At 66.5% G+C, this 21,690-nt stretch carries 20 protein-coding genes; 4 read left to right on the forward strand and 16 right to left on the reverse strand.

Going from position 1 to position 21,690, the window contains the following annotated elements; genetic code table 11:
- Positions 1-83: 83 nt before the first annotated feature.
- From KF833_10960 to KF833_10970, 3 genes are read right to left on the reverse strand one after another with little or no spacing between them, the layout of a single operon-like run.
- Positions 84-1,292 (reverse strand): ABC transporter permease, encoded by a 1,209-nt coding sequence (locus tag KF833_10960; protein ID MBX3745815.1) that lies wholly within the window; start codon positions 1,290-1,292, stop codon positions 84-86.
- Positions 1,289-1,978: an ABC transporter ATP-binding protein gene (locus KF833_10965; protein ID MBX3745816.1), complete on the reverse strand. Its 690-nt coding sequence runs from the start codon at positions 1,976-1,978 to the stop codon at positions 1,289-1,291. Before KF833_10965 ends, KF833_10960 begins: the two co-directional genes overlap by 4 nt.
- Positions 1,979-2,037: 59 nt before the next feature.
- The gene (locus tag KF833_10970) at positions 2,038-4,659 is read right to left on the reverse strand and encodes a PQQ-dependent sugar dehydrogenase (GenBank protein ID MBX3745817.1); all 2,622 of its coding nucleotides are present in this window, start codon (positions 4,657-4,659) and stop codon (positions 2,038-2,040) included.
- 316 nt (positions 4,660-4,975) lie between these two features.
- On the opposite strand from KF833_10970, the gene KF833_10975 reads away from it, so the two are divergent.
- Complete coding sequence (locus KF833_10975; GenBank protein MBX3745818.1) at positions 4,976-6,718, forward strand: redoxin family protein; 1,743 nt, start codon at positions 4,976-4,978, stop codon at positions 6,716-6,718.
- A 49-nt stretch (positions 6,719-6,767) separates the two neighbouring features.
- Here KF833_10975 and KF833_10980 read toward each other — a convergent pair whose 3' ends face one another.
- The 3 genes from KF833_10980 to KF833_10990 form a co-directional block, all read right to left on the reverse strand.
- Complete coding sequence (locus KF833_10980; GenBank protein MBX3745819.1) at positions 6,768-7,523, reverse strand: nucleotidyltransferase family protein; 756 nt, start codon at positions 7,521-7,523, stop codon at positions 6,768-6,770.
- Positions 7,524-7,528: 5 nt separating this feature from the next.
- The gene (gene ptsP / locus KF833_10985; GenBank protein ID MBX3745820.1) at positions 7,529-9,343 is read right to left on the reverse strand and encodes a phosphoenolpyruvate--protein phosphotransferase; all 1,815 of its coding nucleotides are present in this window, start codon (positions 9,341-9,343) and stop codon (positions 7,529-7,531) included.
- A gap of 244 nt (positions 9,344-9,587) precedes the next feature.
- Positions 9,588-10,253, reverse strand: a complete 666-nt coding sequence (locus KF833_10990) for a DNA alkylation repair protein (GenBank protein ID MBX3745821.1) — start codon at positions 10,251-10,253, stop codon at positions 9,588-9,590.
- A 713-nt stretch (positions 10,254-10,966) separates the two neighbouring features.
- Between KF833_10990 and KF833_10995 the strand changes: the two genes are divergently transcribed.
- The 3 genes from KF833_10995 (at position 10,967) to KF833_11005 (ending at position 14,423) form a co-directional block, all read left to right on the forward strand.
- Entirely contained in the window at positions 10,967-11,971 is a 1,005-nt protein-coding gene (locus KF833_10995) for a metallophosphoesterase (GenBank protein ID MBX3745822.1), read from the forward strand.
- 78 nt (positions 11,972-12,049) lie between these two features.
- Positions 12,050-13,942, forward strand: coding sequence for a PhoX family phosphatase (locus KF833_11000; protein ID MBX3745823.1), 1,893 nt, complete (start codon positions 12,050-12,052; stop codon positions 13,940-13,942).
- Positions 13,943-13,964: 22 nt separating this feature from the next.
- Complete coding sequence (locus KF833_11005) at positions 13,965-14,423, forward strand: DUF839 domain-containing protein (GenBank protein ID MBX3745824.1); 459 nt, start codon at positions 13,965-13,967, stop codon at positions 14,421-14,423.
- Positions 14,424-14,443: 20 nt separating this feature from the next.
- Here KF833_11005 and KF833_11010 read toward each other — a convergent pair whose 3' ends face one another.
- The 10 genes from KF833_11010 to KF833_11055 form a co-directional block, all read right to left on the reverse strand.
- Positions 14,444-15,181, reverse strand: coding sequence for an isoprenyl transferase (locus KF833_11010; protein MBX3745825.1), 738 nt, complete (start codon positions 15,179-15,181; stop codon positions 14,444-14,446).
- A gap of 39 nt (positions 15,182-15,220) precedes the next feature.
- Positions 15,221-16,489, reverse strand: coding sequence for an adenylosuccinate synthase (locus KF833_11015; GenBank protein MBX3745826.1), 1,269 nt, complete (start codon positions 16,487-16,489; stop codon positions 15,221-15,223).
- A gap of 64 nt (positions 16,490-16,553) precedes the next feature.
- A complete protein-coding gene (locus KF833_11020) occupies positions 16,554-18,005 on the reverse strand; it encodes a PhoPQ-activated pathogenicity-related family protein (protein ID MBX3745827.1) in 1,452 nt (483 codons plus the stop codon).
- A gap of 52 nt (positions 18,006-18,057) precedes the next feature.
- A complete protein-coding gene (locus KF833_11025) occupies positions 18,058-18,489 on the reverse strand; it encodes a DUF420 domain-containing protein (GenBank protein MBX3745828.1) in 432 nt (143 codons plus the stop codon).
- Complete coding sequence (locus KF833_11030; protein ID MBX3745829.1) at positions 18,486-19,118, reverse strand: SCO family protein; 633 nt, start codon at positions 19,116-19,118, stop codon at positions 18,486-18,488. The genes KF833_11025 and KF833_11030 overlap by 4 nt, the downstream gene beginning before the upstream one ends.
- Before the next feature lie 44 nt (positions 19,119-19,162).
- On the reverse strand, positions 19,163-19,927 hold the full coding sequence (locus KF833_11035) for a cytochrome c oxidase subunit II (GenBank protein ID MBX3745830.1): 765 nt from the start codon (positions 19,925-19,927) through the stop codon (positions 19,163-19,165).
- Entirely contained in the window at positions 19,924-20,250 is a 327-nt protein-coding gene (locus KF833_11040) for a hypothetical protein (protein MBX3745831.1), read from the reverse strand. The genes KF833_11035 and KF833_11040 overlap by 4 nt, the downstream gene beginning before the upstream one ends.
- Before the next feature lie 8 nt (positions 20,251-20,258).
- A complete protein-coding gene (locus tag KF833_11045; protein MBX3745832.1) occupies positions 20,259-20,468 on the reverse strand; it encodes a hypothetical protein in 210 nt (69 codons plus the stop codon).
- A gap of 6 nt (positions 20,469-20,474) precedes the next feature.
- Positions 20,475-20,789, reverse strand: coding sequence for a cytochrome C oxidase subunit IV family protein (locus KF833_11050; GenBank protein MBX3745833.1), 315 nt, complete (start codon positions 20,787-20,789; stop codon positions 20,475-20,477).
- Positions 20,790-20,791: 2 nt separating this feature from the next.
- Positions 20,792-21,637: a heme-copper oxidase subunit III gene (locus KF833_11055; GenBank protein ID MBX3745834.1), complete on the reverse strand. Its 846-nt coding sequence runs from the start codon at positions 21,635-21,637 to the stop codon at positions 20,792-20,794.
- Positions 21,638-21,690 lie beyond the last annotated feature (53 nt).

Here is a 21,690-nt window from a genome sequence, read left to right on the forward strand (position 1 = left end):
CTCCGCGAGTCCACACCCCATCGCAACTCCCCTTCACGCCTCCGGACGCTGCATGGACCGAACCGGACCAGGCCCGGGTTCCTTCACGAGACCGGCGAGAGATTCTCCGCCACCGGCGTCCGGTACGCCTTCCAGGCCGGAATCACGCCGGCCAGCGCCGCCATCGCAATCATCCCGACGGGTGCCCAGAGCATCACCGCGGCCGGCGCCCAGGGATCGAGCACCACCCCGACCTGGGCCCGCACAATGGCAGCAACCGTGGCCAGAATCGCGCCGTACACGATGAAGGCCAGCGCCATGCCGAGCGCCGCGATGGCCGCCGCCTCGAGGACGATGGCGGAGAAGATGGTCCGTCGCCTGGCCCCCAGCGCCCGCAGGATGGCGATGTCCCGGCGTCGTTCGGACATCGAGTTGTAGATGCTCACCAGGATCGAGCCGGTTGCCACCAGGGCCACCAGATACGCCACCAGCGCCAGCACCCGGTCCACCCACGCGATGCGGTTGAAGAGTTGGGCGACGATCCGCGCGATGGGCCAGGCAAAGGTCAGCCGGTTGCCCTGCCGGTTGTACATCAGGTCCAGGTTGCGCGCGGTGAGCGGACTGGTGTCCCGGAACTTGATGAGCACCCCGCTGATGTCGTTGGCGGCCCTCGGGTCGTGGCCGGCCATCAACTGCACCCCCTGCAGCGGGATCCAGATCACCCGGTCGGCCGGCGTGTTGCTCGGTTCGAGAATGCCCACCACCACGTAGGTCTCCGCATGCTGGTCGTTCGGGTTGAAGATCAATCCGTGGTACGGCTGGAACGTGTCGCCCGGTTTCCAGCCCAGCCGCTGCGCCGCAAAACTCCCCACCACCGCCTCGCGCAATTCCGGATCGAACAGACGTCCCCGCGCCAGCCGGTGACGGCGTCCCTCCGATAGTTCCACCTCCGTGAACAGGTTGGTGATCGTTCCCACGATGCGGTACCCGAGATAGTTGTCCCCCAGCGCGATCGGAATCGCCGTCTGCACCGCCCCGTGCGATCGGATCTGCTCGTAATCGGTCATGGGGATGTTCCCCGGCGACTCCTCGATGTGAAACAGCGTGTTCAACACGAGCTGCAACTGCGATCCCCGGGCCCCCAGCACCGCATCGAAACCCGAGTTCACCCCCGTGAACGCATTCTGTGCCTGCTCCTTCACCACCCACACCGCCATGAGCAGCCCCCCGGCCAGGGCGATCGACAACGCGGTTACCAGCGTGGACAGCAGATGCTGCCGGAGGCTCTTCCGCACCATCCACGGCAGGGTCACGATGCCACCTCCCGCGCGTGTGCCGCCCGGTTCAGTTCGAGCAGGTCCCGCCGATCCTCGAAGGTCTCCAGCACCTCCCGGTCATGGCTGACCAGCAGCAGCGCCGCCCCGTTGTCGCGGCAACCTTCGCGAATCAGTTGCAACGCCTCGCGGCCCGACTTGTGATCGAGATTGCCGGTGGGCTCGTCGGCCAGCACCAACTGCGGCCGGTTGGCCAGGGCCCGCGCCACTGCCACACGCTGCTGCTGCCCGGTCGAAAGCTGCCGCGGATAGTGCCGCAACCTGTCCCCCAGCCCGACCCGCCGCAGCAGCGTCTCGGCCCATTCCCGGTCGGCTCCCGGCCCGAACGACATCCCCAGCAGCACGTTCTCCAGGCAGGTGTACCCCTGGACCAGGTTGAAGGTCTGGAAAATGTACCCGATCCGGGTCGCCCTCAGCCGGTCACGCACGGATTCGCTGAGCCCGACCAGCTCGACACCGTCCAGCCGGATGCTCCCGCAGTCCGGAATGACAATCCCCGCAATCAGGTGCAGGAACGTGGTCTTGCCCGACCCGCTCGCCCCGCTGAGGGCCAGTTGCTGCCGGGCCTCCAGGTCAAACCGCTCGACGTCCACCACCGTGCTGCGTCCCCCCCCTTCCGGGTGCCGGTAGGATTTTCGCAAATCGCGTATCTCGAGTAGCGCCATGACGGGCGACGACGATACCCGCGGCCCGAGCCGGTCGCGAGCGGTTTGGAGTCAATCCCTCACGGCTCAAACACCCGCACCCGGAAATACCGCGCGCTCCCCTCCGCCATCTCGATCCATTCCGCCGTCCCGCTTTCCGCCGGAATCCGAAACCGGTTGGCCTCGGACTCCACCGCCCGCCACGACTCCGGGCTGGCCAGGTCCTCCGTCCACTCGACCACAAAACCCCGGTTCCGGAGGCGCGGATACGACAGCCGCACGCCCGCCTCCGAGGGCGCAATCGACATCGCCCAAACCTCCGCGGGATCGAGCGGATCGGTGCCCGTCAGGTACTCGAGCCAGTTCGTCGCCCCGTCGCCATCGGCATCGAACTCCGGCGCCGCCACCGGCGCCTCGGGATCCTCGAAATGGACCCCCTGCCATTCGGCATAGCTCTTCCAGTCCGGCAGTTCCTCCTCGATCCAACGACGCAACAGCGCCGCGGACACCTCGTCCACCACCTCGCTCGCCAGGGGCGGCATCCGGCCCGGACCCAGCCGCACCACGCGCGCGTGCAGCATCGAGCGGTCCACATGGCCGCGCACCACCAGGCGATTGTCGGCGTCACCCTCATCGTCGCTGAGCAGGCCGTCGATCAGGCCCGTTGCCGAAAGCGGGGTGCGCGACCGGGCATCCCAGGCGCCCAGTGCCGGTCCCCCGGGCTGGTGACACTGGGCGCAATTCACATCGAGCCATGACCGCACCCGCCATTCCACGCTGGAGGTTTCGTCGTCCGCCGGTGCCAGCGCCGGCAACGTCGCATAGCCGTCGGGCGGCGCCTCGAAGTATCCCGCCCCCGCAAGGAGCGCGATCTGGTTCGTCACCCCCTCCCCCGCCACCACCGGACGGTTGAGTTGCGCCGTGCTGAATCCCAGGGCCAGGCCCCCCGCCGGCGTGTGGCACTGGAGACATTCCGACCGGCTCGGATACCGCCACGTCTGGGTCCGCTCGACGTCGCCGTCCCGGACCATGAACGTCTCGTCCATGCCCTCCTCGCCCACCAGCACCGCCTCGGTCGCACCGGTCCAGCGGTAGGTGAACCCATGCACGCCCTGGTCGCGCCGAACCAGGAACCGCGTTTCCAGACGGCGGCGCGATGCGGGATCGCCGCGCACCAGCTCCAGTTCGAAATGCTTGATCCAGACGGTCCCGGCCGGGAACGACCAGGGCCCGCTCGGATGAAACCCGATGCGTTGTTCCAGGCCGGGCACCGAGAACCAGCGTTCCTTCAGCGCCCCGTCCGACCAGAAGGGCACGTTCAAGTCGTAGGGCACAATGCCGGCATGCGGCGTCATCGTCGCCAGGTCCGAAAACGCTCCGGTGTCCGCCAGCGTCGGGGGAAGCGGGTCCCCGGTGGACGTTCCGCTGTAGGTCAGGCGCATCAGCATGTCCGTCGCCTGCACGGCCATCAGCACGTCCCCGTTGCGCGGGTCCACGCCAAACCCGGCGATCTGGGTCCGCCCGGTCAGTCGTTCCATCGGCGGCATCGGACTTCCATCCCCCGGCTCGCCGTCCCAGCGGATGGCCCAGACATTGCCGCTCACATAGTCTGCGAACACATAGGCGCCGGTGAGTTGGGACATCCGATTCCCGCGGTACACCACGCCCCCGGTCACCGAGCGTCCCTGCAACGCTCCGCCCCCGTGGCTGTACTGGACCACCGGCGGAATCGAGGTGAATCCCGCAGGCGCCTGACTGGCCTTCGGACCGTTCAGTGTTCCCTCCCGGAACGCCCATCCGTAGTTCCCGCCACGGGTGATCACATTGATCTCCTCCCGGGCGCCCTGCCCGACGTCGCCGGTCCACAACCGTCCCGTCGCCGGATCGAACGCCATCCGCCACGGGTTCCGCAATCCCACCGCCCAGAATTCCGTCCGCACCGCCCCGGGATCCACCGCCCGCCCGTTGAATTCGGTGACGCCATGGAAGGGATTGTCCGCCGGCACCGCATAGGCCCCGGGAAACACCGCCGGATGCGGATTCGGTTCCACACTGCCGGGACGTCGATCCACATCGATCCGCAGGATCCCGGCATGGAAGTTCCGGTCGATCCACTGCGCATTGTTCCAGTTGTCGTTCGCCCCGCCCTCGTCGCCCAACGCCACGTAGAGATACCCGTCCGGACCAAAGTGCAGATCGCCCCCATTGTGATTGTTGGCCCGGTGATGCTGGCTGAGAAGGATCATCTCCGAATCCGCCCGGGCCCGGTTGGGATCATCCTCGGACACCTGAAACCGCGACAGCCGGTGATGCAGCACCCCGTTGGTCAGGGTCGAGTAGTACACAAAGAACGCGCCGTTGTCCGCATACCCCGGATGGAACGCCAGTCCGAGCAATCCCCGCTCATCCGCAGGCACGCCCCCCGCCACCCGCGCCGCGATGTCCAGAAACACCGTCCGCGTCGGCTCGGCCAGATTGGTGATCACCCCGATGCGTCCCCGCTGCTCGACCACAAACACCCTGCCCGTCTCCCCCGGCGGCGTCGCCATGCCCACCGGATCCGTGAAGCGCACCGTTCCAAACGCCGGCTCCACCGTGTACCCGAACACCGGCGGATCGACCGGAACCGTCAAGGTGGTGTTGGCCTCCCGCTCCAAGGCCATCCCGATCCCCATCCCCGTCAGCCAGCAAGCCGCGACCATCGCTCGCCCAAGGTGTCTTCCGGTTGTGATCATGACCCGACACCCTGTCCTCTCCCCCCCTCGTGTCAAAGAAAGTTCCACCCCCCGCTTCTCCCTTCGGAGGGACGAGCCCCGCGAGTCCCCATCCCATCGCTCCCCTCCCCTGCGGCCTCGTGGAACTCGGCCCTCCGAGTCCGGTTCGATTCCGATGCGGATACCGACCCCGACGGTCCCCTTGTCGTATCCCTCGACCGATCGCATCTCCGACACCATGGAGATGCACCCTGCAGGCGCGGACGTCATTGTTCCCCCTCCCCGTTTCCGGCAGTCTCGGCGCGTGTTGCGTTGTGTTGTCATCCTCCTCGGGCTCGCCGGAGTCCTCGGAATCCTTCCGCCCGCTTCCGGCGCCGACCGTGCGGTCCCCAATTTCGCATTGATCGATATCGAGGACACCAACCATGAGCTGTACCGGACACCGGGCCGCGCCGTGGTTCTCTTCTTCGCCGGCAACGGCTGCCCCGTGGTCCGGCAGAACGCCGCCAAGTTCCTCGATCTGCGCGATCGCTTCGAAGCCCGCGGAGTCGTCTTCTGGATGGTCCACGCCTTCGCGGGGGACACGCCACGCGAAATCCGCCACGAACGGGATCGCCTCGGACTGCGCACCCTCCCCTGGCTGCTGGACCGGCAGCAGGCCCTGACCCTTTCTCTGGGCGTCGAACGGACCGCCGAAGTGATCGCCATCGACACTCGCGACTGGAAGATCTTCTACCGCGGAGCCCTCGACGATCAGCAGGCCGAGGGAGCCGCACGCCCTGAACCCGGATCCCGCCACCTCGAGGAAGCCCTGACAGCCTTCCTCGATGGCAGACCCGTCGCCACGCCCAGGACCCTTCCCCGCGGATGCCGCATCACCTTCTCCAAAGTCGCTCCGGACGGTGCGATCCCTGACTACCCCACCCAGGTGGCGCCGCTCCTCCAACAACACTGCGTCCCGTGCCATCGCCCCGACGGCATCGGCCCCTGGAGCATGAGCCACCATCGCCGGGTCTCCAACTACGCCGACATGATCGAAGAGGTCCTCCTCACCCGCCGCATGCCGCCGTGGGATCCCCATCCCGGTTACGGGCGGTTCCTGGACAGCCACTCGCTCTCCCGGGAGGAAACCCAGACGCTCCTCCGCTGGGTCCGGGCCGGGGCGCCGCGCGGCGACGGACCGGATCCCCTCGAAGCCCCGCTGCCGCCCCTCGCCGAATGGCGCCTTGGAACTCCGGACGCGGTGCTGCAATTGCCCGAACCGCAACGCATTCCGGCCACCGGCGTGCTCGACTACCGCTACGTCCGCGTCGCCAATCCGTTCACCCATGACGTCTGGCTGTCGGCCCTCGATGTCCGGCCCGGCAACCGCAAGGTGGTCCATCATGTCATCCTCTACGCGAAGTGGCCGGGCGCACCGGACAGCGGCACCGGCCGCGGTGTCTTCTTCGTGGGCTGGGCGCCCGGATCCTCCGCCCTGCGCTATCCCGAAGGCGTCGCCAAGCGTCTTCCCGCCGGAGCCGAATTGACCTTCGAACTGCACTACACCACCGACGGCACCCCGCAGACGGACCGGAGCGAGATCGCGCTCTACCTCGCCGACGGTCCACAGGAACGCTCCGCCGAGACGCGCCAGGCGGTGGCCTGGGACCTCGACATCCGTCCTGGCGACGCCGAGTCCCGGCACCTCGCCACCTACGCCTTCACCCGGCCGGCCACCCTCTACGGCATGTTCCCCCACATGCATCTGCGGGGAAAATGGATGCGCTACGAACTCCTCCTGCCCAATGGCCGCCGGGAAACGCTCCTCCACGTGCCGCGGTACGATTTCCAATGGCAGTTCAGTTACTACCTCGAGACCCCTCGCCGCATCCCCGCCGGCGCCTGGCTGCTGGTGACCGGCGCCTTCGACAATTCATCCCGCAACCCGGCCAATCCCGATCCCAACCGCCGCGTCACCTTTGGCGAACAGTCCTGGGATGAAATGTTCATCGGCTTCTTCGAGGCCGCCGACGACCCCGAACTCACCGCGTCCCCCGCCCCGTAAACCCGTCGGAGACCGGCCCCAAACCAAACGGTGTCCAGGCACCCGGGGTTCACTGTCCCGGCCGGACATCTCCCTGCGCGAAGATCCGGTTCGCCTCCTCAAGCGTCTCCTTCGAGCCGATGTCGTACCACAACCCCGGCACCTGCCACGTGTAAAAGGGCCGCTTCTGGCACATCCACTGGACCAGGCGCCCGGGCTGGTCCGGGTTGTTCCCCTCGGCCATGTACTGGTGGATGAGCGGCAGCGCCGACTTCGGGTAGTAGTACAACGCGATCCCCGCCAGCGTGCTCGCCGGTTGCGGCGGCTTCTCGACAAAGCTGAGAATCCGACCCGACTCATCCAGGACGATGTTGCTGTACTTCTTCGCCAGCTCGAGGTTCCCCACGTCATAGATCCCCAGCACCGGCGCGTCCTGGGAACGGCACCGCTCGCCAAACCCCACCAGCGGCTGGCTGAACAGGTTGTCCCCAGCCACCACAATCAGGTCGTCGTCCACCCCCTCCTGCCGCAAGACCAGGTGCAGATCCCCGATCGCCCCCAGCTTGTTCGAATCGTCCGTCGAACCGTCGTTCACGATCGTGAACTCGAAGGTCCCGTGCGCCGCCCGGTAGTCATCGGACCACTTCTGAAAATGCCCGGCGAACTTCGCGTTGGTCACCACATACACCCGGTCGATCCCCCCGACCGGGCCCAGATTGTCGAGCACGTACTCGATCATCGGGCGTCCCGCCACCGGGAGCAGCGGCTTCGGTTGGGTCAGCGTCAACGGGTACAGCCGGGTTGCGTACCCGGCGGCCAGTACAATGGCTTTCATCGATCGGTTGGGTCGTGTGGAGTCCTGAACTCAGACTGACATTCCGGAAACAGGATCGGCGCCAGGCGATGGGTCAGTTCCTCCGAGCGCGAAAGAATGCCGGCCCCGTTCGGCTGTCGCAAGGCCCACTCCGCAAGCTCCCGGGCCTCCGAAATCCGGCAGCGCCGGATCAGATGCTTGATCCCCGGCACCGACGCCGGCGCAGCACTGAGCTCGTTGACCCCAAGCCCCAGCAACAACGGCACCAGCACCGGGTCCCCCGCCATCTCCCCGCACACCCCCACCCAGATCCCCTGACGCCGCCCCGCTTCCACCGTCATCCGGATCAATCGCAGCACCGCCGGATGCGTCGGCTCGTACAGATGCGCGATCCGGTCGTTCAACCGGTCGATCGCCAGCGTGTACTGGATCAGGTCGTTGGTCCCAATGCTGAAAAACTGGACATGCTCCGCCAACCGGTCCGCCACCATCACCGCCGACGGAATCTCGATCATCGCCCCCACCTCGATGTCCTCATCAAAGGCATGACCCTCCTTCCGCAACGCCTCCCGGCATTCCGCCAGCAGCGCATTCGCCTCCAGCAGTTCGTCCACCCCCGAGATCATCGGGTACATGATCTTCACCCCGCCATGCGCGCTGGCCCGCAGGATAGCCCGCAGCTGTGTCCGGAACAGGTCGCGCTGCTGCAGGCAGAACCGGATCGCCCGCCATCCGAGAAACGGGTTCACCTCCTTCGGCATCGGCAGATGCGGAATGAACTTGTCCCCCCCGATATCCAGCGTCCGGACGATCACCGAGGCCGGCCGCACCGCTTCGGCCACCGTCCGGTATGCCGCCAGTTGCGCCTCCTCGTCGGGCAGCGCATCCCCGTGCAAAAACAGGTACTCCGTCCGGAACAATCCCACCCCCTCCGCTCCCGCCTCGGCGATCGCCGGCGCGTCCTCCGCCAGCTCGATGTTCCCCGATAACACGATCCTCTCGCCGTCCAGCGTCACCGCCGGCAGATCGCGGATCTCCTGCAACCGCTCCTCCGACTCCACCCGCCGTCGCGCCAGCTGGCCGTACTCGAACAGCGTCTGGTCCGTCGGATTCACGAACACCGCGCCGGTGTACCCGTCCAGCAGCACCGCATCCCCCGTCCGGATCCGCAGACTCGCCTCGTGCAACCCCACCACCGCCGGGATGTTCAACGACTTCGCCAGTATCGCCGTGTGCGAGGTCCGGCTCCCCACATCCGTGGCAAACCCCAGCACCCGGGCCCGGTCCAGTTGCGCCGTCGTCGAGGGCGTCAAATCCCGGCTGATCACCACCGCCGGTTCGGCCAGCTCGGGCACCCCGCCATGCGTCCGCCGCCCGCTCAGACGGTTCAGCACCCGCTGCGTCACATCCCGTATGTCCGCCGCCCGTTCCCTCAAATACGGGTCGTTCACCGCCCCCAGCATCTCGGCATAGTTCCGCGCCACCTCCGAAAACGCCGCATCCGCATTCAACCGCTGCTCCCGGATGCAGCGGGACGACTCGTTCAACAGCACCGGATCCTCGAGGATCAACAGGTGAACCTCGAAGATGCTCGCGTCGCGGGTCCCGATCGCCTCCGCCAGCCGGCGCTGCAGCTCGTTCACCTCGTGCCGCGTCTCCACCAGCGCCCGCTCCAACCGCCCGATCTCCCCGTCCACTTCCCCCTCCCCCAGTTCCCGCCTCTCGATCGCCGTCCGATCCTCCTCCAGAACAAGGGCCCGCCCGCGGCAGACGCCCGGGGACGCCGGCACGCCTCGCAGCACGACTTCCCCCCCTGGGCTCTGGGAACGCACGCCGTTTCCTTACCGGGACCGACCCGCCGAGAAAAGCCAATCCTCGTGCAACGTGGACCCGAGGAGCATGAATCAGGCTGTCCAATCCGAAGGGCCCGGTTCCACGCGACCCCAAAGGTCTGGAGCGTTGGGTCGAGAACTCCCAGCCTCAGGCTTCAGGTTTCAGGCTTCAGGTTTCAGGTTTCAGGTTTCAGTCTTCAGGTTTCAGTCCTCAGGCTTCGAACTCACGCCTACAGGTGACGGCTCAGGACTGCCGCTTCACCATGGCCTCGATCCAGATCGGCGCGAAGGGCGAGGTGCAGCCCTTCGGCACCGGATAGTCCCGGTAAAGCCCCAGCTTCTCCCCAATCGCAATCGCCCGGCCCCGAAGCGCCGGAACGTGGATCCCGATGGCTGCCAGGGTGCCGTTCATCGTCCACTGCACCTCCGGTGCGGCCCCGGCCATTTCCGATTCGATCCGGTCCAGCAGCGCCACCAGATCCAGCCCCTCCGGCGCCTTGGCCACCCGCTCCGCGGTCAGGCTCCAGCCCGCCCGTGCCTCCCAGCGATCGTCCGAGGTCATCCACACCTCCCGAAGCGCCTCCTTCCCGGGATGCTTCGCCACGACGTAGGCGTTGAGCCAGTCCGCGACACGGACGAAGGCGATGGATCGCACCATGCCCTCCAACTCCCCGGCCGACAGCTTCGCCGGTTCGACCACGAGCGTCGCGAGAAACTGGGCGTCCGCGTTCCCGCTCTCCCAAAGCGACAAACCCAGGGCGTGGTTCGTCCGAATCCGCTTGGCCAACGCCCGGATGTCCCCCAACCGGACGCCGTACTGGATTGCGACCGCGCCGCTCCTGGCGTTCTGCGCCCGCACCTTCTCGTCGCCGCGTGCCTTCAGTTCCTTGAGTGCTTCCTGGAGTGTCATCGTCGTGTTCCTCCCTCACCCGAACCCTTCCGTCACCGGATCGTCAACCGGATTTCAATCGGAACGCCTTGCCACCACGGCTCATCCAAGGATTGTCAGAGGCCATGCCGCTCCGGTTTCTCCTCCTCGTAGGCCTCGCACTGTCCGTGCGGGCCCATGACGACACCCACCATCGCCCGCGCCCCGTGCCGGAGGCGGATCTCCACCGCCCCAGCCCCATGCCCGACCGTATCGTACTCACCTGGGCGGGCGATCCTGCCACGACCCAGGCCGTCACCTGGCGTACCGATCCCTCCGTGGGCCGTGCCGTGGCCCAACTCGCCCTCGCCGCCGACGGCCCTCAGAAGTCCGAACTCGAACGGTCCGCCGTCACCGAACCCTTCACCTCCGACCTCGGCCCCGCCCACTACCACCACGTTCACTTCCACGGCCTGCAACCCGACACCCTCTACGCCTATCGCGTCGGGGACTCGGTCAATTGGAGCGAATGGTTCCATTTCCGCACCGCCCGCGCCGAACCCGCCCCGTTCTCCTTCATCTACTTCGGCGACGCCCAGAACGACATCCGCACCCACTGGTCCCGCGTCGTCCGGGAAGCCTTCCGCGAAGCGCCCCGCGCCGCCTTCACCCTCCATGCCGGCGACCTCGTCAATGTCCCCACCCGCGACGCCGAATGGGGCGAGTGGTTCGGTGCCCCCGCCTGGGTCAATGCCATGGTCCCCGTCATCCCCACCCCGGGCAACCACGAGTACTACACCCTCCAGGGCGCCGCCCCCAACGTCCGGGTCTGGGATATCCTCGGCCGTTCCAATCTGGTGGTCACCCTCCACCATACCCCCATGACCAACACGGTCGGAGTCACCAACGGCTTCCACCTCGCCGTCACCGCCGCCGACGGTCGAACCGCCTCCGCCCAACTCGATGCCGATCACCGCCTCGTTGCCGTCGATGCCGGCTTCGACGCCCTCACCGGTTACGCCCCCGCCGATCTCCTCGGTCGCCCGCTCGCCGCGTTCCCCCTCCACGATCGCCCCGCCGTCCCGCCCCGGCGTGTCCTCGCCCCCCACTGGCGCCCCCAGTTCACCCTGCCCCGCAACGGACCCGCCGGCCTCGAGGAAACCGTGTACTACCTCGACTACCAGGGTACCCGCATCGTTTCCCTCAACTCCAACGAACTCCAGGAATCCCAGGTCGGCTGGCTTCGCGAAATCCTCGCCCGCAACCCCAATCGCTGGACCCTCCTCACCTTCCATCACCCCGTCTTCTCCCCCGCCCGAAATCGCGACAACCCGCGCCTTCGCGCCCTCTGGAAACCCGTCTTCGACGAGTTCCGCGTCGATCTCGTCCTGACCGGCCATGACCATACCTACGCCCGCACCGGCGACGTCGCAGGCCGCGCCGTCGTCGGCACCGAGAATGTCCCCGAAGGCTATCGCCAGGCCTGGGACCCCGAAATCGGCACCGTCTATGTCGTCTCCGTCAGCGGCCCCAAGATGTATGCCCAGGAGCACACCGATTGGGCCGTCCGTCGCGCCGAGGACACCCAGCTCTTCCAGGTGATCACCGTGGACGGCGATGAACTCCGCTACCAGGCCCGCACCGCCACCGGCCGGCTCTACGACGCCTTCACCCTGCGCAAACGCCCCGGCCGCCCCAACGCCCTCCTCGAATCCCTGCCCCCCGAACACCGCCGCCCCCCCGCAACCCCCGCCGAATAACCCGCCCCGTCTCCTCCCCCCCCGAATCGCCCTAAACTTCGTGCATATGCACGCAAATTCAGTCGCTTCCAAGGCCCCATGAAAGGTTCCCACCATCCCCCCAACGATCTGTCCCTCAATCCCTCCGCCAACCCTTCCATCCGCGATGTGCTCGCGCACACCGCCCTCAGCCGTCGTACCTTCCTCCAATCCACCGTCAGCGCCCCCGTCCTGGCCTCGCTCGGCGGCCTCACCATGAAGGGGATCCTCGCCTCCGTGGACGCCGCTCCCATCCCGCCCGGAAACGGATTCGCCGGGATCGGCTTCGAGAGCATCCCCCCCAACCTCGTGCCTCTCGACGATGCCGTCGCCGTGCCCCCGGGCTACCAGGCCGAGATCCTCGCCGCCTGGGGTGACCCGATCCTTCCCAACGCACCACCCTGGATCGAGGAAGCCACCCAGGATGCCGCCGCCCAGGCCGCCCAGTTCGGCATGCACAACGACGGCATGCACTTCTTCCCTTTCCCCGACCCGTCATCCGGCAACCCGGGCCCATCGAGTGAACACGGCCTCCTCTGTGTGAACCACGAATACACCCAGGAGGAAATCCTCCATGGACCCGAAGGCAACCGTGACCCCGCGCCCATGACCGTGGCCAAGGCCCGCAAATCCCAGGCGGCCCACGGCGTCTCGGTGCTTGAAATCCGCCGCGCCGACGGACGCTGGGCGGTCCTGCGCGAATCCCCCCTGGCCCGCCGCATCACCGGCAACACCCCGGCCCGGATCTCAGGTCCGGCGGCCGGACATGCCCTCCTCCAATCCCGACGCTTCGAAATCACCCCCGAGGCTTCCATCGCCCACGGGTTCCACGACGGCCGCTCCGCCCTGGGCACCCTCAACAACTGCGCCCACGGACACACCCCATGGGGCACCTTCCTCACCTGCGAGGAAAACTGGAACAGCTACTTCGGCGTCCGGGCCGCAGAACCCGGTGCAACCGACACTCCTCCGCCGGACCCCGCGGACATCCCTCCCCATCACCGGCGCTACGGTCTCAACCGCAACGGCTCGGGCTACCGCTGGCACGAGGTGGATCCCCGATTCGACCTCGGATCCAACCCCCTCGAACCCCACCTCTTCGGCTGGGTCGTGGAAATCGATCCCCTCGATCCCTCCAAACCCCCGGTCAAACGCACCGCCCTCGGCCGGTTCAAACACGAAAGCGCCCAACCCGCCCTCACTCCCGATCCCTCCGGATCCCACCCTCGCCTCGCCTTCTACATGGGCGACGACGAACGCAACGAGTACCTCTACAAGTTCGTCTGCCACCGCCCCTTCAACCCCGCCAACCGTGCCGCCAACGCCGATCTCCTCGACGACGGCACCCTCTACGTCGCCTCCTTCACCCCTCAGCCCGGCCACCGCCCCGGAAGCTTCCGCGGCGCCTGGATCCCCCTCCTGCCCGATACCGATTCGGTGCTCGATGACCCGAAGGATCCCGGCCGCAAACGCAAACTCCGCGAACTCGACCTCTTCCGCTCCCCGTCCGGCGAGGATCGCGATGTCCTCGCCCGCATCCTCATCCACACCCGTCAGGCCGGGGACGCCGTGGGCGCCACCATGATGGACCGGCCCGAATGGACCGCCCTCCGCACCTACTTCGATCCCGACCTCACCCCCGGCGCCGTCCCCATCTACTCCGCCCGGCGCCCCCTCGAGATCTATTGCAGCCTCACCAACAACGACCTGCGCGGCGCCATCGCCGAGGACCCCGCCCGTTCCTTCAATCAGCCCGACGGTTCCACTCCGGCCGGTTCCGCCCGTCCCCCCGTGGACCCCGCCAATCCCAGACCCCACAACCTCTTCGGTCACATCCTCCGCTGGCGCGAAGACGGCAACGACGTCACCGCCACCGGATTCGATCTTCGTGCTCTGTGGCGACAGCGCCACCACCCTGACCCTCGACGCCACCGGTCCCTCGCCTGCCTTTGATCCCACCCTCGCCCAACCCGGCATGGCCCTCCCCGATGTCTATCGCGGCACCATCGGCGACATCCCTCCGGGCAGTGCCGATTTCGGCGCCCCCGACGGCCTGTGGTTCGATCCCTTCGGTCGCCTCTGGATCCAGACCGATCACCAGGGCACCGCCCAGGGCCACTGGGTCAACCTCGGCACCAACGTCATGTGCTGCGCCGACCCCAATACCTGCGAAGTCCGTCGCTTCCTCACCGGCCCCCCGCAATGCGAAGTCACCGGCATGACCTGCACCCCGGACGGACGTTCCCTGTTCGTCGGCATCCAGCATCCCGGCGATCTCTCCAAGGCCTCCGATCCGGACGAGTTCAGCGCCTGGCCCGGCAGCCAGTTCGCTACCAATAGCGCCGGCGATCCCCTCCCCAACGGAACCCACCGCCGTCCCCGCTCCGCCGTCATCGTCATCACCCGCAAAGACGGCGGCATCGTGGGCACCTGAACGCCAAAACCGCCCGCCCCTCAAAGCCCGCCGAAGCGGCGGTGACGCCGGGTGTACTCCTCGAGCGCCGCGAAAAACTGCGTCCGCCGGAACTCCGGCCACAGGGTCTCGGTCACCACAAACTCGGCATATGAAATCTGCCAGAGCAGGAAGTTGCTGACCCGCAGTTCCCCGCTGGTCCGGATCAGCAGATCCGGATCCGGCCAGTTCCGCGTGTAGAGATGTTCGGACACCGTCCGCTCCGTGATCTCGGCCGGATCGATCCCGCCCTCCCTGACCTTCGCCGAAATCTCCCGCACCGCATCCACAATCTCCGTCCGGCCCCCGTAACTCAGACAGAGCACCAGGGTCAACCCCGTGTTCCGCGACAGCGCCGCCCGCGTCTTCGTCAACTGCTCCTGCACGAACTCCGGCAGGCGCCAGATCTGCCCGATCGCCTCGAGACGCACGTTGTTGCGCTGCAACTCGCCAATCTCGTTCTTCAGGAACCGTGCGAGATACTTCATCAGCGTGTTCACCTCGTCGCGCGGACGGTTCCAGTTCTCCATCGAAAACGCGTACAGGGTCAGGTACCGCACCCCGATCTCCCCCGCCGCCCGCAACACCGCCCGCACCGACTCCGCCCCCTGCCGGTGCCCCTCCACCCTCGGCAATCCCCGCCCCTTCGCCCACCGCCCGTTCCCGTCCATGATGATCGCCACATGCTGCGGCACATTCCCGCGTGCCTCGGCGCTCAGGTGGACGGTGTTGGCGCTCATGAAGGGTGCCCGGAACAACGGGACGGCTCCGCCCGCCGCCTAAAGCAGAATGGTCTGCTCCCGTCCCGGCCCCACACTCACCACCGTCAGTCGCGCCCCGGTCATCTGGGCAATGCTCAGCAGGTAATGCCGGCAGTTCACCGGCAGATCCTCCCAGCACCGCGCCTCCGTGGTCGCTGTCCCCCACCCGGGAAATTCCTCGAACACCGGCTCGCACTGCGCCAGCAGGTTCACATCCGCCGGCACATGATGGATCACCCGGTCCTCGAGCCGGTACCCCGTCACCACCCGCACCGTCTCCAGTGTGTCGAGCCCGTCCACATTGGTGACCGCCAGCTCGTCGATCCCGTTGACCATGGCGGCATGTCGGGTGATGACCGAGTCGAACCATCCGCACCGCCGCGGGCGACCTGTCGTCGCCCCGAATTCGCGCCCCAGCCCGTGCAGCATCGCCGTCACCCCAGCGTCCTCGCTCGGCAGGGGTCCCTCCCCCACCCGGGTCGTATAGGCTTTCATCACCCCGACCACCCGGTCCATCCGGTTGGGTGGCACCCCCGAACCGGTGCACGCCCCGCCGGCGGTGGTGTTCGATGAAGTCACATAAGGGTACGTTCCGTGATCCAGATCCAAAAAGGTGCCCTGCGCCCCCTCGAACAGGATGTTTGCCGCCCGCCGGGTCGCCTGGTGCAGGTACAGCACCGTGTTCTCGACAAACGGTCGCAGCCGCTCTGCCGCAGTCTGATACTCCCGCAACACCGTGGCGTAGTCGATCGGCGGTGCCCCCAGTGCCGCCAGCACCTCGCTGTTCTCGTCCAGGCGCTCCCGCAGCCGCTCCGGAAAACGGGTCGGATGCAACAGGTCCACCACCCTCAACCCCACCCTCGCCGCCTTGTCTCCATACGTCGGCCCAATCCCGCGCTTGGTGGTCCCCAGCCGCCCTGACCCCTTCCGCACCTCACGCCGGGCATCCAGTTCCCGATGCCACGGAAACACCACGTGCGCCGTCTCCGCGATCTTGAGATTCCCGGGAGTCACCGCCACGCCCAGCTTCTCCAGCCCGTCGATCTCCCCCACGAGGTTCACCGGATCGATCACCACCCCGTTCCCGATCACGCAGACCTTGTCCGGTCGCAGGATTCCTGACGGGATGAGATGCAGCACAAACTTCTGTTCGCCCACATAGACGGTGTGCCCCGCGTTGTTGCCGCCCTGCGTGCGGACCACCAGGTCCGCCTGCCCGGTCAGCACGTCGATGATCTTCCCCTTGCCCTCGTCGCCCCATTGGGCTCCCACCAGAATCGTGTTCATGTGCGCATGCTCCGTCGCCTGTCGATTCGCCGCCTCTCGCAACTCGCCACCTGCCTCCCCGCACCTACCGGCCCGCCCGCTCCGGGCGGGGTTCCGGATGCGGCAGCGTGTCGGGAATCACCCGCACATCCGTCGTCAGCTTGAGCGGTGTCGGCGCCCCGACGTCGTAGGTCAGCTCAACCATATACGCCGTCCAGCCTCGCTCCGGTGTCCCCACCCGGGCCGTGTAGGCGCCCTCGTCATCGGCCGTCAGCCCCGTTCCCTTCCATACCGCCCCGATCGTCTCCACCCGGAAATCCCGCGCCTCCGGATTGCTCGCCTGCCAGAGCGTCGCCGCCACCGGCCGGTCGGTCGGTCGCACGCGGAGGTTCCCCGGCGTCCCATGCGACCACTCGAACCTTGGGGCCGCCTTCTCGCGCAACGCCAGATAATGCCACGCCAGCAGCGTTTCGTAGGCGTCCGTGCCCCGAAGGGAATGATCTGCATTCGGCACATAACGCAGGAACTTCGGCCCGGGCAGTTCCGACAGGTAGAACTGCGACGAGTCCGGCAGAAAAAACTGATCGCCGCACGCGTTCAGGATGAGCTTCGGCAACCCTCCCAGCCGGCCCCGGTACGAAAACGGATCCTCGATCTTCACCAACGCCGCCATCTCCGGCGTCCGCATCCAGTCCATGATCCCGTGATGCACATAGTCCCCCACCGCCGGGGCCCAGAATCCGTACGCCCGAAAGTGATGCAGCATGGAATCCTCCATGTTCAGCACATCGATCACGATCGGACAAATCGACACCACCCTGCGGTCCACGATGGCCGTCGCCCACGTCGTCCATCCCCGCTTCGACCCGCCGGCCACCACGAATCGGTCCACCGCCCTTCCCCCACCCTCCTCGGTCCCGCTGAAGGCGGTCAGCGTGTCCATCGCCCGCACCGCCGCCTTGGTCATCGGCAACCGCGCCGGCCACCGCTCGTCCCCCGTCCGCAGAAACTTGTCCCACGTGTACCCGATCAGATCGTCCTCCACCCGCTCCACCCCGTCCCCCCCAAACACCAGCGGCTGGTTCGGCACCATCCGCAATTCCGCCACCATCGATCGGGTCTCCCGCGCAATCCGGATCAGATCGTTGTTCAGTCGCGGCGGACGCGTGTCGTTGTTGTTCCCCCCGCCGATGAACAGCAGCGCCGTCCCGTGCTCCATCACGTCCGGACGGGCCACCACCAGCCAGTGACGCCACTCCGGCCGGTTCACTTCGTTCGTCGTCAGCCACGTCTGCGACGTGAAGTCGATGAAGGTCGCCGTCCCTCCCTCCCCCCGTGCCGATCCCGCCACCCGCCAGGCATAGGCCGGGTCCGGCGCATGCACGTAACGATCCAGAGCCGTCAAAGGCGCATCTTCCGTCGGTGCCCGCTGCGTGGATCCCGACGCCGCCATGCGCCAGCCTGCCCCGATCATCATCAGGATTCCCAATACACCGCCTGCAGCGGTCCGAACTCCGAAAAAGCCGTGGGCCATCATGGGTCAAGAATGTCCCCGGACTGTGCCGGGAACCCGTCCCGCGTGGGAAGCGTCAACCTGCCGGAAACCAGTGGTAGAGCATGAAATAAATCAGCACCCCGGTCACCGAGACATACATCCACACCGGCCACGTCCACCGCGCAATCCGCCGGTGCGCATCGAACCGCTCGCGCAGCGCCCGCGTGATCGTGATCAGCGCCATCGGCACGATCGCCGCCGCCAGCACGATGTGCGAGATCAGCATCGGGTAGTACACCGCCCGCACCCACCCGTCCGCCCCCAGCCGCGTATGCACCCCCTGCACCAGGATCTTGTGCGCCACGTACGACACCAGGAAAATCACCGAGGTCGAAAACGCCGCCAGCATGCAGCGTCGATGCGCCTCCTTCCGTCCCTGCCGGATGAACACGAATCCCAGCACCAACAGCACCGTCGCCACCCCGTTCAACCCCGCATTCAACGCCGGCAGATCCGCAACCGTCATCGGCGCCCCTCCGACTCCAGCATCCGCAGCGCCTCCACCACCCGCTCCGCCGCCCCCGGCTCCAAACCTTCCATCGTGCCGCGCCACCGCCCCTGCCCGTCCAGCAGCACGATGGCCGTGCTGTGCAGAAACAGGTCGTCCGGCGATTGCCGTTCCTCCTCGGGAATGTCCTGCAACACCAGCAGCAACCGCTCGATCGCCAGCCTCCGGATCTCCGCCCGCGTTCCGGTCACAAAATGCCAGCGGCTCCCGTCCGCCCCAAACTTGGAACCGTACGCCCTCAATACCGCCGGCGTGTCGTACTCCGGATCCGACGTCAAGGTCATCAACCCCGCCCGGGAACCCGCCGGCAACCGCTCCTGCACCGAGCGCATGACGCCCGTCAGTTGCGCACAGGGCCCCGGACACCGGGTGAAGATCAGGTTCACCGCCCAGGGCCGTCCGCCCAGATCCTCCAGCCCGAACGGAACCCCCGCCGCATTGGTCACCGAAAACGCCCCGACCTCATGCAGCACCGGCATCGGTGCTGCCGTCTCCACCGGCCCGCGCGGCATCGTCATCCGCAGCACCGCCATCGCCACCAGCAGCACCGCCCCGGAAAGCAACAGCCATCGAAAATGTCGTTCCATGAAAAGGTCCCGCGCCATCGAGGACGCCGCGCTATCCGAAGCTCCTATTCGAAGCTCGTGGCCACGCCGTCCCCGGCCACCTGAGAATCGATCCAGGCGTCATACTCGTCCTCCGGCAGCACCGTCAGCACCCCCTGCGCCATCTTGGCATGGCCGTTGCCGCACAACTGCGCGCAGATCACCTGGTACCGGCCCTCCTTCACAGGCACGAAGTGGATCGGAATATTCAGACCCGGTATGCACTGCTGGTTCACCCGCATCGGCAACACCTTGAAGGTGTGAATCACGTCCTTTGACGAGCAGTTCAGGATCACCGGCTTGTTCACCGGCACCCGCATCTCATTCAGCACCTGAATGTTGTCCCGCGTCGCCTGATCCTCCGGGTCGAATCCGAACGGGTTCGCGTTGCTCACCAGGGTCAGATCCTGGCGCCCGAACTTGCCGTCCGGACCCGGATAGATGAACCACCACCCGAACTGCTCCGCCACCACCCGGACAACCGTCGATTCCTCCGCCGGCGGAAAGTCATCCACCGCCTTGCCCCACAGCGGGATCGCAAAACCCACCAGCAGCACCGCCTCGAACGAAACCACCCCCACCTCCAGCCACGTCGAAGCATGCCCCTTCACCCCCGCATGATCGGCCCGCCGGTTCCGGGTCGCCCGGAAACGCCACAGCACATAGAAAAAGAACAGGGTCCACCCCACCGCCAGCAGCCCCATCAGCCAGTGCACCAGCACCATCATCCGATCCATGTCCGGACCGTGTTGTGACACCACGACCGGCAGGTCCAACAGTTTCTCCATCATGACAGGTCTCCGGATTCAACTCTCGATTCAACCCCCGATTCACCCCCCGAACGCCGCTGAACCCCCGTGGCAGCCCCGCTCTCCAACGCCATCTCCGCCTCCACCGCCGCCGCCCGGCGCACCAGGTACACGGCAAATGTGCCGAAGGCCACCAGCGTCCCCATGATGCACATCAGCAGCGCAAACACGCCCCAGTGCAATCCCTTGCCCAGCGGTGAATCAGTCTGTCCAAAACACACCGAGCACGCCTCGGCCGCCATCGGCAGTCCCCCCATCGCCACCCAAACCACCACCACCGCCGTCGTTGTCCACGAACGTCTCATTCGCATTGTCAGAAGTAGTCGATGTTCTTCAGTTTCTTGAGGAAATACCGGCCATAGACCACCAGGCCCACGGCCCCGGCCAGCGACAGCAGCCCAAGCAGCAGATCGCCCGCCCGGCGTGACTGGGAGAAAAACTCGTTCAAACTCCATCCGCCAAGGAACAGGCAGAGCAGGAACGCCGACCCGATGAAGACGACATGGAAGGTTTTGAGGGACACGGCGGTTCAGGGGAAGATCGGGCGCGGAATGTCATTCATGGCCCAGATGGTGAGGAACATCATTCCAAGAAAGAAAAACGCGGTGATCCCCAGAATCGCGTAGATCATCCGCTGCTCGCTGGCCAGATGCATGAACCACCCCGCCACCAGCGACGCCTTCGCCGCCGCAATCACCAGCGCCACCAGCACCGTCAGGAAGAGCGTTGTAAAATGCACCGTCCATGCCAGCACCGTGATGATGGTGCCGATGATCAGCCCGAAAAACACCCAGAGATACAACCGGATGTTCCCGTGCCCGTGATGCGCCTTGTTCGTGCTCATGCTTAAAGGAGATAGAGAATCGGGAAGAGAAAGATCCAGACGAGATCGACAAAGTGCCAGAAGAGTCCCGTCGTCTCCACACGGTTCGTGTAGCGCTCCGGATCCGTCTTCCACATCCCCGCCCCCGGACCCCAGATCCATCCGATGACCAGCGCCCCGCCAATGACGTGCAGCGCATGCAGGCCCGTGAGGGTGAAATAAATCGCCAGATAGGTGTTGTGCCACGGCCCGTAGGACTGCAACCGCCGGGATTCGGCCAGCGGCACCCGAAATTCCTGGTGGTGATCAATCCGACCGCCACGCTCCTTCTCCAACCGCTTGATCAACGGTCCCTTCGCCTTCCCCGCCGCCGCCATCTCCGCAGGCAATTCCACCCCCTTCAGCACAATGTACTCGGCCCGCTGCCGCACCCCGTCCACCACCTGGCCCTCCCCCTGAAAGGCCACCAGATGACCGTCGTACACCCGGCCGTCCCGCATCACCACCTCATAGTGCGTGAACTTGTCGTGGTACTCATAACTCTTGATCCCCACAAAGATCGCCGCGCAGGCGAGGGTGATCGCCTGGTACTTCCGGTAACTCGCGAAATTGTTCGCCTTCAAGGCCGCCCAGCCCAGCACCACGGTCACGCTTGAACAGATCAGCACCAGCGTGTTCACCGTGCCCACCGGGATGTTCAGTATCTCCTGCGGCCAGGTGCCGGGATCCGCCCCCACCCGCAGCAGCACATACGCCGAAAACAACGCGCCAAACAGCATCACTTCCGACGCCAGAAACAGCCAGATGCCCAGCTTGGCGTTGTACAGCCCCGTGTCGCGTCTCGGTAGTACCGTGTAGGGAATGTCCATGTGCGGAGAAGTCGGTTTCGTCGGTCGCTTCGGTCGCTTCGGTCGCGTCAGTC

Source organism: Verrucomicrobiia bacterium, from assembly GCA_019634625.1.
Lineage (GTDB): Bacteria > Verrucomicrobiota > Verrucomicrobiia > Limisphaerales > CAIMTB01 > CAIMTB01.